General features: G+C 47.0%; 11 protein-coding genes. 6 read left to right on the top strand and 5 right to left on the bottom strand.

Annotated elements, in window-relative coordinates:
* The first annotated feature begins 9 nt into the window (after nucleotides 1–9).
* Nucleotides 10–465 carry a GNAT family N-acetyltransferase gene (locus H7F26_RS04570; protein ID WP_003186178.1) on the top strand — a complete coding sequence of 152 codons (456 nt, stop codon included), beginning with the start codon at nucleotides 10–12 and terminating at the stop codon, nucleotides 463–465.
* A gap of 17 nt (nucleotides 466–482) precedes the next feature.
* Complete coding sequence (locus H7F26_RS04565; protein ID WP_011198409.1) at nucleotides 483–1,682, top strand: clostripain-related cysteine peptidase; 1,200 nt, start codon at nucleotides 483–485, stop codon at nucleotides 1,680–1,682.
* 47 nt (nucleotides 1,683–1,729) lie between these two features.
* Here the strand turns inward: H7F26_RS04565 and ywcE are convergent, their stop codons facing one another.
* Both ywcE and H7F26_RS04555 read right to left on the bottom strand, forming a co-directional pair.
* Nucleotides 1,730–1,990 carry a spore morphogenesis/germination protein YwcE gene (ywcE, locus tag H7F26_RS04560; RefSeq protein WP_003186174.1) on the bottom strand — a complete coding sequence of 87 codons (261 nt, stop codon included), beginning with the start codon at nucleotides 1,988–1,990 and terminating at the stop codon, nucleotides 1,730–1,732.
* Nucleotides 1,991–2,413: 423 nt separating this feature from the next.
* Nucleotides 2,414–3,769 (bottom strand): YjiH family protein, encoded by a 1,356-nt coding sequence (locus H7F26_RS04555; RefSeq protein WP_003186170.1) that lies wholly within the window; start codon nucleotides 3,767–3,769, stop codon nucleotides 2,414–2,416.
* Nucleotides 3,770–4,047: 278 nt separating this feature from the next.
* On the opposite strand from H7F26_RS04555, the gene H7F26_RS04550 reads away from it, so the two are divergent.
* Both H7F26_RS04550 and H7F26_RS04545 read left to right on the top strand, forming a co-directional pair.
* A complete protein-coding gene (locus tag H7F26_RS04550) occupies nucleotides 4,048–5,232 on the top strand; it encodes an FtsW/RodA/SpoVE family cell cycle protein (protein WP_003186169.1) in 1,185 nt (394 codons plus the stop codon).
* Nucleotides 5,233–5,343: 111 nt separating this feature from the next.
* A complete protein-coding gene (locus tag H7F26_RS04545) occupies nucleotides 5,344–6,513 on the top strand; it encodes an FtsW/RodA/SpoVE family cell cycle protein (protein WP_017474080.1) in 1,170 nt (389 codons plus the stop codon).
* A 27-nt stretch (nucleotides 6,514–6,540) separates the two neighbouring features.
* On the opposite strand, the gene H7F26_RS04540 is transcribed toward H7F26_RS04545, so the two are convergent.
* Entirely contained in the window at nucleotides 6,541–7,716 is a 1,176-nt protein-coding gene (locus H7F26_RS04540; RefSeq protein WP_003186166.1) for a M20 metallopeptidase family protein, read from the bottom strand.
* 144 nt (nucleotides 7,717–7,860) lie between these two features.
* Here H7F26_RS04540 and nfsA point away from each other — a divergent pair, with 144 nt between their 5' ends.
* Together nfsA and H7F26_RS04530 are read left to right on the top strand one after the other, a co-directional pair.
* Nucleotides 7,861–8,610 (top strand): oxygen-insensitive NADPH nitroreductase, encoded by a 750-nt coding sequence (nfsA, locus tag H7F26_RS04535; RefSeq protein ID WP_003186165.1) that lies wholly within the window; start codon nucleotides 7,861–7,863, stop codon nucleotides 8,608–8,610.
* Between the two features lie 252 nt (nucleotides 8,611–8,862).
* Complete coding sequence (locus H7F26_RS04530) at nucleotides 8,863–9,870, top strand: LLM class flavin-dependent oxidoreductase (RefSeq protein ID WP_003186163.1); 1,008 nt, start codon at nucleotides 8,863–8,865, stop codon at nucleotides 9,868–9,870.
* Here the strand turns inward: H7F26_RS04530 and H7F26_RS04525 are convergent.
* Together H7F26_RS04525 and H7F26_RS04520 are read right to left on the bottom strand one after the other, a co-directional pair.
* Nucleotides 9,867–10,115: a hypothetical protein gene (locus tag H7F26_RS04525; RefSeq protein ID WP_009329815.1), complete on the bottom strand. Its 249-nt coding sequence runs from the start codon at nucleotides 10,113–10,115 to the stop codon at nucleotides 9,867–9,869. The genes H7F26_RS04530 and H7F26_RS04525 overlap by 4 nt on opposite strands.
* 123 nt (nucleotides 10,116–10,238) lie before the next feature.
* On the bottom strand, nucleotides 10,239–12,659 hold the full coding sequence (locus tag H7F26_RS04520) for a S8 family peptidase (RefSeq protein WP_003186159.1): 2,421 nt from the start codon (nucleotides 12,657–12,659) through the stop codon (nucleotides 10,239–10,241).
* Between the last annotated feature and the right edge of the window lie 148 nt (nucleotides 12,660–12,807).

The following is a 12,807-nucleotide window of genomic DNA, read 5'->3' as shown; positions in this document are numbered from 1 at the left end:
GAGAAAGCAATGAGCAATATAGAAGAACTTCGTCTTTTTCGAAAAGAAGATATTGAATGGCTGCAGACCTGGTTTGAGGATGCAGAGGTGAAAAGGCGGCTGGAAGGGATGCTCCCTCTTGACGAATGGTTCAATTTTGCAGGCGGTAATGAAAACTACCGGGTATGGGCGGCTTTAGAGGACGGCAAGCCTGTCGGCGTTGTCATGGTTGAAGTTGAGGAGGACTTGACCGGGAACATTGCCCTTTTAGTCGATCCGTTTTTGCGCGGAGGGGGATATGGAAAAGCGCTCATCAAAAGGACGATGGCATTGCCGGAAATGAGCCGGATCAACAAATGGTTCGCCGGAATTGAAGAGGATAACAAGAGGTGCTTAGCGTGCTTCCGATCCGTCGGGTATTCATTGGAACACGAACAGCCGGACGAAGACTGCTACTACTCTCTTATTTATTTCCCGGAATCTTAAATAAGGAGCATAAGAAGATGAACTTGATCAAATGGATTTTGTTTTCCGTTATTTCATTCGCCTTTTTTCAGCCGGCACCAGCCGCTCTATTAAAAGAAAAGGACGACTATACTATTCTTGTTTATATGATTGGTTCTGACATGGAAAGCGATTTTCATATGGCAAGCGATGACATTCAGGAAATGATGGATGCGGGTTCATCTTCAAACGTCAATGTCGTTCTTCAGACAGGAGGAGCAAAAAAATGGGCGAACCCGTCGATCAGTCACAAGGTGAATCAGAGGTGGAAAGTTGAACATCAGAAGCTGGTGCCCCTCGAAAATGTCGGGAAGAAAAATATGGACAGTCCCGGCTCCGTCACAGATTTTATCACATGGGGAGTCAAAACATATCCGGCTAAAAAATATGTATTGATCTTTTGGGGGCATGGGCTTGGCTCAGTTGACGGCTACGGGGGAGACGAAAACTTCGGCAATAAGAAAATGAAAATAAGCGAGCTGCAGTCGGGAATCAAAACGGCCTATGAACATACGAAGCAAAAGTTTGATTTAATCGGTTTTGACAACTGCAAAATGGCCGGGATTGAAACGGCATATGCCTTGAGGGATTATGGTAAGTACATGCTGGCTTCAGTCGACTATACGAATCAAAACGGCTGGGATTATAAAAGGGCGCTGCAGTCTGTACAAGACGACCCTTCAATCGATCCGAAAGAGCTTGGCAGGGAAATCGCTGCAGGCTACGTACAGCAGTCAAAAGAAAACGGTGAAACAGAAGACCTGCAGCAGTCTTTAATTCAATTGAACCGTGTCAAAGACGCTGTCGATGCCCTCGACAGATTGAGCGTAAACATGAACCTGGCATTGAAAGAGCCTGACGGAAAGCGCCTGCTCCACTACGCGCGTCTCGCTGCTGAAGATTATGCAGATGAATCGGATATGGTTGATTTGGCGGATTTGTCAAGCTTGATCGGTCAGCAGATCGGAGCCGAGAAAGAAGCAAAAGAGGTCGTAAAATCCGTCAAGAAGGCTGTCATCATGAACATCAAATCTCCGGAGCATCCAAGAGGAAGCGGCATGTCCGTTTATTATCCGGCCAGAGACAACCATAAGCGGTTTGCGGAAAAATCGAAAATATACCGCCTGCTTGACTTCAGCAGCCGGTATCAAACATTCATCAAAGATTACTCGCATTCAACATTTAACTTTGATCTATAGTTGCGTTTAACAGCAAAAAAGCGCCGGCGGAAAAACCGGCACTTTTTTTATCGGCTCATGTGCTTCCGGATCAATGGAAGTCCGTAGATGATGAAAGCGGCGACATGGGCGATGACAACGTTGAGAATAAAGAGTGCGATCATGAGAGAGTGTCCTGTAGGAGAAAGGCTGCTGGTCATATAGAAAAAGAAGAATACCCACATTAAAATGATGGGCGGAATAGAAGAAATTGCGACCTTTTTGTTGTCCAGCCATAAAAATAAAGGAGTGGCGCTTGCAATCAGCAAGTAAGCGAAAAACATATCCATGCGTTTTCAGCCCCTTTCGATAATGATAGCGCTGTCAAAAAAAGCGGAATGAAACATCAATTGTGTCTAATTGGAGAATATTTTGTGAACATTCTGTTACATTTATTATACCACGTTCTTCGAAAAATGATACATACTGGAAAGCATTTTCCGCTCCAACTATCGGCTCAATTTTCACGGTGATTCAGTTAGGACATAAAGGGTGAAGGGGAGAAGAAGTGAATAGCGAAAATGCGTGGAGGAGATTGATCATGCGAAAGTTAGCCAAGAACCGCGCGTTTCCTATACGAGGCCGGCAGGCTTACGGGAAGCGAAGAAGCGGACAGGCGGATCGTACGATAAGGCCGCAGACCCCTTGGATCAACGATTTTTTTCTAAACAAAAAAGGCCCTCGGCATTTGGCGCCGGGAGCCTTTTATTTGTCTAAAAAATAAAGTTGGCACACAGTACAATGACAGGCAGCGTAATAAGCGTCCGAACGAGAAAAATCAAGACGAGGTCAAGGAACGTCACCGGGATTTTGGAACCTAGCAAAAGGCCGCCGACTTCGGACATGTAGATTAATTGTGTAACCGATACACAGGCGATGATGAACCTGGTCATTTCACTTTCAATGCCGCTTCCGAGCACGGACGGCAGGAACATGTCGGCAAACCCGACGACAAGCGTTTGTGAGGCCTCAGCGGCTTCAGGAACCTGCAGCAGCTCGAGAAGAGGAATGAACGGCAGTCCAAGCCATTTGAAAACCGGCGTATATTCAGCGACAATCAGCGCGGCTGTGCCGAGCGCCATGACGACGGGAGCGACGCCCATCCACATATCGAGTACGTTTTTAGCCCCGTCCTGCAAGAAATCTTTGACGCTTGTATTTTGTTTTGCTTTTGCGACAGCCTGGCTGAGCCCCCATTGGAACGGAGTGTATCCTTCGGGAATCTTCTCTTGATCCTGATCCGCTTGATCTGTAATATAAGTATCAGCCTTTCTTGATAAAGGCGGAATCCGCGGGCTGATCACCGCAGCTGCGGCACCCGCCAGCAATATCGTCAAATAAAACGGAACGAACATATGAGGAAGGCCAACCTGTGAAATAATCACAAGGCAAAACGTGATGGAGACGACTGAGAAAGTCGTGCCGATGACGGCGGCCTCACGCTTCGTGTAGAATCCTTCTTCATACTGTTTGCTCGTCAGGAGCACGCCGATCGTGCCGTCGCCGAGCCATGAAGCCATACAATCGATCGATGACCGCCCCGGCAGCTTAAAGACAGGCCTCATCAGGTTTTTCATCAAAGCGCCGCACAGTTCGAGCAAGCCGAAATTCAACAGAAACGGCAGAAAAAGGCCTGCAAATAGAAAGACGGAGAAGAGAACGGGAAGCAGGCTGAATAATAATGTTCCGCCGGTACTCTTGGCATACACCGCTTCAGGTCCGATCTTAAAGTACGCCATCACGGCGAAAATCATGCCGACTAGGCGGACGATATACCAAAATAAAGATACATTCAGCAGGTTATAGAAAAACTCGCTTTTTTTGATGAAAGCCGGATGAAAGGTTTTGGTGATAAAGGTTAAGATAAATGTTGCGGTTACGATGACCGTCATGATCAGCGGCAATTGCTGCTGAAGCAGCTCCTGCAATGCATTTGAAAAAACAGCAATTGGAATCGTTAAATTTCCTTCAATTTTAACGGGAATCATAAACAGAATAATTCCGATAAGCGAAGGGACCAAAAATTTTATGATATCAAGCCGTTTACGCTTTTGAAGTGCTTTATCCAAATGAAAAACTCCTTATGAATTGGTGATTCTGTACCACTTCTGCCGGAGGCAAAAGTTTAATTTTATGCAACATTACTCATTTTAATACATTTCAAGCAAAAATCAATGAATTTATCACATTCGACAATAGTTGGAAAAATCCTTTAAAATAGAATAGGAATTTGTTCGCAATAAAATCGAAACATTTTGTTCTTTTGTACGTCATATCATTTGTGAGGAAGCGGATGCCGTCTTCCTGCATTAATTCATTGTGTCATATTATAAGGGCGGGATTTCGAATGAGTCAGAAAAAGAATATTACAAATCCCTTTTACCAGGGGGATTTGATTTTTGTCTATATTGTCTTTTTTATCATAAGCGTTGTGGCTGTGTACGCTGCTCAGCAGTTTAATCAATATAATGAACCCTTTGCGATGAAACAGTCCCTTTACTATTTACTGGGGGCCTTCATCATCATCGTGTTTCTTTATTTTGATTTGGAGCAGCTTGAAAAGCTCAGCTTTTATTTCTATCTGCTCGGCATTTTGATGCTGATCGTGTTAAAGTTCAGTCCGGCATATATCGGATCATACAGGTTTGCGCCGGTCATCAACGGTGCCAAAAGCTGGTTTATGCTTCCCGGGTTTACGCTGCAGCCGTCGGAATTTATGAAAATCGGGCTGATCATGTACTTGGCTTCCTTCATGTCTAAAAACGGCCCTGTCGGCAAGCGTACGTTGAAAGAAGACTGGATTTTTCTGCTGAAAATCGCCGGTATCATCATTGTTCCGTTCGGCTTGATTTTAGAGCAGGATACGGGTACAGCCGGGATCGTCGCGTTTGTGATCCTTGTGATGGTATTCCTGTCGGGCGTGAACTGGAAATTGATCTCTCTTATCTTCGGAACGGGTCTTGCAGCCGTTGCTTTGATTTTATATGTCATCATCAAATTTCCCGATGTTGCGGGAGCGCTCGGGGTTGAACAATACCAAATCAACCGCGTTATGACCTGGGTCAATCCGAGCGAACAGAATGCCGACGATAAAATGCAGGTCGAAAGGGCGCAAATGGCGATCGGTTCAGGAAAAGTATTCGGAAATGGTGTAAGCGATCTTCAAGTCTATGTACCTGAGGCGCAAACAGACTTTATTTTTGCCGTCATTGGCGAGAGTTTCGGGTTTGTCGGATGCACTTTTGTTGTCATTATGTTTTTCTTCTTAATTTACCGGCTTGTCGTGCTCATCGACCGAATACATCCGTTCAGCAGGTTTGCCTCATTTTTCTGTGCGGGCTTTACCGCTTTAATTGTCATTCATACCTTTCAAAATATCGGAATGAATATCGGCATTATGCCCGTGACCGGCGTCCCACTGCTTTTGGTCAGCTATGGGGGCAGCTCAGTCGTAGCAACCTTGCTCGGCTTCGCGGTTGTCTACAATTCAAGCTGCCAGTTAACAAAGTATCAAAGCTATATGTTCAAATAACAGCCTGATGTATGCGGGCTGTTATTTTATTCACCCTTTTTCGCAATGTGAACGGTTGTTCATGCTATAATGAAAGTTAGTGCTTTTGATGAAGAAATAAGGCGGGGTATAATGGGCCAGAAGAAAAATACGACAAGTCCCTATTATCAGGGCGATTTGATTTTTATATTAGCCATGTTCTTTTTAATCAGTGTGATCGCTGTTTACGCTGCGGAGCCGTCTTTTTCACCGAAGGGTTATCCGGCAAAGCAATTGTTCTTTTATCTGCTCGGCATTTCGGTGATCGTCGGCTTTCTCTATTTTGATCTGGAGCAGCTTGAAAAGTTAAGCATTTACATATATTTATTCGGCATCTTGTCGTTGCTCGTGTTAAAAGTTAGTCCGGAGTCGATCGCTCCGATTAAAAACGGCGCAAAAAGCTGGTTTCAATTTGGTACGATCACGCTGCAGCCGTCGGAATTTATGAAAATCGGCCTGATTATGATGCTGGCTTCGGTGATTTACAAAGCAAGTCCGAAAGGCTCGCGCTCGATGCAGGAGGATGTTCGCCTGTTGCTGAAAATCGCGGGAGTGTCGGCGGTTCCGGTCGGATTGATTTTAATGCAGGACGCCGGTACGGCCGGTATCTGCATGTTCTTTGTCGCCGTTATGGTGTTTTTATCAGGCGTGAACTGGAAGCTGATTTTCATAGTCGCGGGATCGGGCATCACGCTCGTACTGCTCGTTCTGTTTTTGGTGATCAATTTTCCGGAGTTTTCAAAGGATACATTGCATATCCAGCAATATCAGATCAACCGGGTGATGACATGGGTCGATTCGAGCCAGCAGGACGCGAATGATACGTATCAGACCGAAAAAGCCGTTACGGCGATCGGCTCAGGAGAAATCTTCGGAACGGGCATTAACAATTTGAAAGTATACGTTCCTGAAGGCCAAACCGATTTCATCTATGCCGTCATCGGCGAAAGTTTCGGCTTTATCGGCTGTACATTTGTCGTCATCATGTTTTTCCTTCTCATTTACCGGCTTGTCGTGCTGATTGATAAGATACACCCGTACAACAAGTTTGCATCGTTTTTCTGTGTTGGGTATACGGCGCTGATTGTCATCCACACATTCCAAAATATCGGAATGAACGTCGGGCTGATGCCGGTTACGGGCGTTCCCCTTCTGTTCATCAGCTACGGAGGGAGCTCTGTATTGTCCGCGCTGATCGGCTATGCGATCGTTTATAACGCCAGCTGCCAGCTGACGAAATATAAAGGCTATATGTTTAAATAAAAAAGACAGCCGAATCAGGCTGTCTTTTTAGTCTTGGTTTAAAAATGCTAGAGCCGCCGACACAAGAATTTTCGCCGCGTTCAGCATGCCTTTTTCATCGATGTCAAACATCGGGTGATGGTGCGGGTAAACGGCTCCAGTCTGCGGATTGCCCGCGCCGGTAAAAAAGAATGATCCAGGGACATGTTCAAGATAATAAGAGAAATCTTCGCCGATCATATTCGGTTCGAGTTCGATGACGGCTTCAGGGCCGACGACATGTTTGGCGCATTGACGGACGATGTCCGTTTCATTTTCATGGTTGACGACAGGCGGGTAGCCTTTTTCATAATCGAGTGAAAACGAGGCCCCGTTGCTGTCGCAGACGCCTTTAATTACGCGTTCGATCTCGGCGATGATCGTTTCCTGGACATGCTTTGAAAAGGTGCGGACCGTTCCTTCAATGACCGCTTCTTCGGCAATGACGTTAAATGCCTGGCCTGAATGAAATGTTCCGATCGACAAGACGGCTGCTTCTGTCGGATCGATTCTGCGGCTGACGATTTGCTGGAGATGGTTGACGACCGAGGCTCCCGTGATTAAAGCGTCTGTCGTTAGGTGAGGCGCGCCTCCGTGTCCGCCCCGCCCGGATATCGTGACTTTAAATTTATCAGCGGCTGCCATCATCGGGCCTGATTTGACACCGACTTGACCGACGGGCATCGGAGCCCAGATGTGGGTGCCGAAAATGGCATCCACGCCTTCGAGACAGCCGGCTTCAATCATCGGCTTGGCGCCGCCTGGTGTAACCTCTTCACCGAATTGATGGATCAGCACGACATTTCCCTTCAAGTCTTTTCGATGCTTTGCCAGGGCTTTTGCGGCTGTGAGGAGAGCAGACGTGTGGGCATCGTGCCCGCAGGCATGCATGACGCCGGGGACAGTCGACCGGTACGGAACATTTTTTTGATCCTGTAAAGGCAGAGCGTCGAAATCGGCTCTCAAGGCGACCGTCTTGCCGGGGCGGCCGCCTTTAATGTGACCGACGACCCCTTGGCCGCCGACATTCGTTCTCACGCCAATCCCGAGGCTTTCCAAGTAATTTGCAATGGTGAGCGGTGTATTGACCTCGCGATGGGAAAGCTCCGGATATTGGTGAAAATGTCTCCTTAGTTCGATCATTTCCGGAAATAATGCATCTAATTCTTCAATTACGGATTTCACCGTCATCTCCCTTTCCGATTCGAAAATAGTAAGACAATTCTATCATTTTACCATATGAAATTGAATCCATCTGCAGTCCGCCAAACCGTTTTGCTTTAGAGAAAAGCAGATATTGGATATGATAAAGGTTGAGGAGGTAAGAGGATGAATAAAACGATTGAAACTATTTTAAATCACCGTTCGATCAGGTCTTTTACAGATCGGCTCCTGACCGAAGAAGAGGTTCGCCTGCTTGTGGAGAGCGCTCAAAGCGCATCGACGTCAAGCTATATTCAAGCATATTCAATCATCGGTGTCACCGATCCGGACAAGAAGCGCAAGCTTGCGGAATTGGCCGGGAACCAGCCATATGTTGAAAAAAACGGCCATCTGTTTGTATTTTGCGCAGATCTTTACAGGCATGACAAAATCGCTCGGAAAAAGGGTGTAGATATTACAGCTTCTCTTGAAGGGACGGAAACCTTTATGGTCAGCGTCATCGATGCAGCGCTTGCCGCTCAAAATATGTCAATAGCGGCCGAATCAATGGGCCTCGGCATCTGCTATATCGGTGGGATTCGCAACAATTTGAACGAAGTCTCCGAGCTTCTTGAAACACCTGAATACGTTCTTCCGCTGTTCGGGCTTGTCGTCGGCCAGCCGGCCAACCCTTCGGCCAAAAAACCGCGTCTGCCGCTTGATCACATTTATCATGAAAATGTCTATCAAGCGGATGATGCCGAGTTTGAAAAGCATTTGTCCGCATATGACGAAACGATTTCAAACTATTATCAAAAGCGGACGGACGGCAAACGGTCTGACAAATGGACAGACCAGATCACCGGCAGCCTCAAAAAGCCGCCGCGTGCGTATATGAATGAATTCGTTAAAGGAAAAGGTTTGAACAAAAGGTAAGGAACCTCCCCTCCGACTCGGAGGGGACTTATCTTATCAGCATGTATTGAAGGAAAAGATAAAACATCAGCCAAAAGGGCAGACTGAAAAGGATTCCGAATAAACAGCCTTTTGCAAAGCGTTCTTCTACGGCTGGCGGGTGCGTTTTTTGCTTCGTCTCATTCATCAGTACTGGGAGCTCCTTTAGTTTATCCATGATACTATTATTTCTTTTTGCGCAGAAAAAGTAAACGAAGATTTGGGGTGAAAAAGATGTTGTCATTAAGCATACTGGATCAGACTCCTGTTTCTGAAGGAAGCAAACCTGAACTGGCTTTGCAGCATACGGTGGAGCTTGCGCAAGCGGCGGAGCGGCTCGGATACAAGAGGTTTTGGGTTTCTGAGCACCATTTTTCCAGGAACTTGGCAGGGTCAAGTCCGGAGGTTCTGATCGGTTATCTTGCGGCTAAAACAGAGAAGATCCGTATAGGATCCGGCGGCGTCATGCTTCCGCATTACAGCGCCTACAAGGTGGCGGAAAACTTCCGCGTCTTGGAAGGACTTGCGCCCGGCAGGATTGATCTAGGTGTCGGACGTGCTCCGGGAGGGATGCCGATCGCTTCAATGGCCCTTCAAAATGGAGGAAGACGGATGGCTGACCAATATCCAGAACAAATTCAGGACCTCGTCACATATTTATACGATCAAGCCGATGAACATCACCGCTTTCCCAACTTGACCGCAACGCCGAACATCGCCACAGCGCCCGCTGTTTGGCTGCTCGGCTCCTCAGGGGAAAGCGCAAGGCTTGCCGCCCAAACAGGGGCATCATATACATTTGCTCAATTTATTAACGGTGAAGGCGGAGAAGAGGCGGCCAGACTGTACAAAGAGAGGTTCGAACCTTCTGTATTAGGGGAACAGCCAAATGTGATCGTTGCCGTATTTGTGATTTGCGCTGAGACAGAAGAGAAAGCGGAGAACCTTGCCAAAAGCTTGGATTTTTCTTTATTGGCCAATGAACAGGGGATGGTGACCGAAGGCTTTCCATCATTGGAAACGGCCCTGTCCTATCAATATTCTCCTTATGAAAGAAAGAGAGTGGAAGACAATCGAAAACGGATGGTCATCGGAACGCCGCAGCAGGTAAAGGAACAGCTGCTTGAACTGGCCGGCGCTTACGGAACGGACGAAATCATGGCGGTGACGATCACCCACGATTTTCAAGACAGATTGGATTCATACCGGCTGCTGGCCGAAGCGTTTCATCAGTCAATTTAGCGTTTTTGCTGAAAAAAATCGAGAAAATGGCGGATTGGGAAAAGAATAAACAGAATGCATATGTATAAAGCGGTAAACAGCCAGCTGAGCGGAATGAGGATGATGGTATCGACGGTTTGCTCCGCAGCTTTTTGAAAAGGCTTGGGCTCGCGCTTCTGCAGGTTGACGGCGAAGTACAAAATCGTGAAAAATATAAAGCAGACAATAATGAAGGATAAGCCGAATAATACGATAAAAGAAAGCATATACACGATGTCCTCCGATTGCTTTTTTCACGTTTTGAAGAGAAGGGGGAGCTTCTCCTGAACGCATTATCCGTATTTTAACATAAAAAAGCCTTGTTGAGTGGTTCTCAACAAGGCTTGTCATTATTCGACGATAAAAGGGTCTTCCGTCAATACGTAGCTTGATTTCCCTTTGGCGGATGCATAGGCAAGCATATAGTATTTTCCGGACTTAAGGGATGCGGCGTCATTGATTTTGCCGTTCCATTGATAAGATTGATAGCCTTTGCCCTGGTTTTTGTAAACGCCGGCCTGGCCGAGAAGGTTCAGGTTTTCATCATAGACGAGAAATGCGAGCTCTTCAGCCCCGCCCGGCAGGTAGGCTTCGATCGTGTAAGCGCCCTGCTTTGCTCCCGGTTCAACTGTTACGGATGTGACGCGCGGGTAGTCTGGCTCTTTGACGATCAATAGGAGCGGGATTTCGGCGACTTTTCTTCCGTCTTCACGGATGTAAACCGTGCCTTCATATGTGCCTGCTTTCGTTTTCGCGGAATTGACGGTTACTTTTGCCGCTGCTTTACCTGTTTGATTGGCCGGTACCACGACTCGTTCCGTTCCTGATACCGTGATGCCCGTTCCTTTAAAGGAGTATTCGAGCTGATAGGCTTTTCTGTGTGAAGAAAGGTTTTCAATCGTGAACGCTTGTTTTTTCGTCTGTTTCCCTTTGTCTTTCAGGAATGTTCCGTATGAATGGCTGCCCGGCGTTACAATGGATGAAGCTTTAAGGGCCTCCATGATGCGGATGCTGCCCGCTCCTTGCGTATTGTGAGGGAGAGGCTTTCCATTTTCATCCGTCAGTTTTTCCGCCGTATTCATCAGTACGCCTTTGATTTGCTCAGGCGTCCAATCCGGTTTGGCCTGCTTTAATATGGCTGCCGTTCCCGCGACATGCGGGGAAGCCATGCTTGTTCCCTGTTTTGAACCGTAACCGTACGGGTTTTTCGGATCGTGGGTCGGAATGGTGCTGACGATGTTGACGCCTGGCGCTGAAACGTCAGGTTTAATCATCCATGTATCCATGACAGGCCCGCGGGACGAGAATGAGGCAATTGTTTCCCCCAGCTTTTTGTCCAATTTGAAAGAAAAGACAACGGAGTGTTTCCCTTCTTTGATCTGTTGAACAAGCTTTTCGCCCTCTTCTTTTGACAATTTGACGGTCGGTACGGCCATCCCCATGACGTTGGCCTCGATTTCCCCTGTTGCATTATTGTAAATCACGGCTCCGATAGCGCCGGCGTTTTTGGCATTTTCAGCCTTATCAACAAATGGTATGACGCCTCTCTGGATAACCGCAACTTTTCCTTTCACATCTTTGCCTGAGAAATCGTCAGCTTGTCCGAGGCCGGCTTCAACGAGTTCCACCTCTTGACCGTTCAATGCTTCAAGATCCTTTTCCTCTTGGTATCCCATCACCTTTGCTGATGAATACGAAGGAAGCGTCACCGAATACTCATTATACGGAAGCTGTGATGCGCCGACGGAAATCGCATCCCTTGATGTTCCCGGCGAGCCGACCGTCCAGTTTTCCGGTCCGCTGTTACCGTTTGACGTAACGGCGACAACCCCTTCAGCCATCGCCCAGTCCAGTGCGATGCTTGTTGCATAATCAGGGCTGTTCAGCGAATTTCCCAATGAGAGGTTCATCACTTTTGCTCCGTCTGCAACGGCTTTTTCAATGCCCGCAATCACATTCTCGGTTGTGCCTGAGCCGCCGGGGCCGAGCACGCGGTAAGCAAGAAGCGTTGCTTCAGGCGCCACGCCTTTAATCTGTCCGTTCGCGGCGATTGTTCCTGCAACATGAGTGCCGTGATCAGTCGCTCCGCCGCGCGGGTCGCCTGTCGGTGTTTCCTGTGGATCATAATCATTATCCACAAAGTCATAGCCCTTATATGGGCCGAAATTATTCTTTAAGTCGGGATGGGTGTAATCCACGCCCGTATCAATAACGGCTACCTTAATGCCTTTACCGGTATAGCCCGATTTCCATGCCTGATCCGCTCCGATGAACGGGGCACTTTTATCCATCTGTGGATAAATGGCGTCTGCTGCAAGTGTCACGTCTTTTCCTTTTACGCTGTCAGGTTTGTAAGTTGCGTTTGGATAAACCGCTTTAACTTCCTTGACGGCGAGCAGCTTTGGAATTTCACTGGCCGGCAGTTTCATAGAAAAGCCCGAAAATACACGGTCGTATTCGCGGTTTACTTTCGCTTTTTTAAGTGTTTTCAGCGCTTTGCTTTTCGCTTTGCTTCGAGCTGTTTTTAGAGAAGCCTTCGTTTGTTTTTCTCCGTCCGCTTTTGCTTCGGCAAGCGACTTTTCTTTCAGTTCCACGATAACCGTCGTCTGTTTATCAGACGTCACATCAATATCACCGTAGATTTCAGCTTTCTCAAGCTCAGGCGACTTTTTATCGGGAACGGAAGTTGCCTGCACTCCGGTGAGGAATGTGGATAACGCAAATAATAGAATAAAAGCCATAACAAAATAGCGCACGATACTTTTTCTCAATCTGTTTTCCCCCTTCTGGATAAATGTTTCTTTGTAATTATTAGAGTTTCGAACTTTTAAAATATTCTCTCAGTTTCAAAAAAATCCTTCTATATATAGAAATAATTTTCAAAGATTCAATGTATTGGAGTGAATTTCTCTAGATTTA

The sequence above is a fragment of the Bacillus sp. PAMC28748 genome, assembly GCF_014250415.1.
GTDB lineage: Bacteria > Bacillota > Bacilli > Bacillales > Bacillaceae > Bacillus > Bacillus licheniformis.
This window is presented reverse-complemented; position numbering and strand designations above follow the sequence as displayed.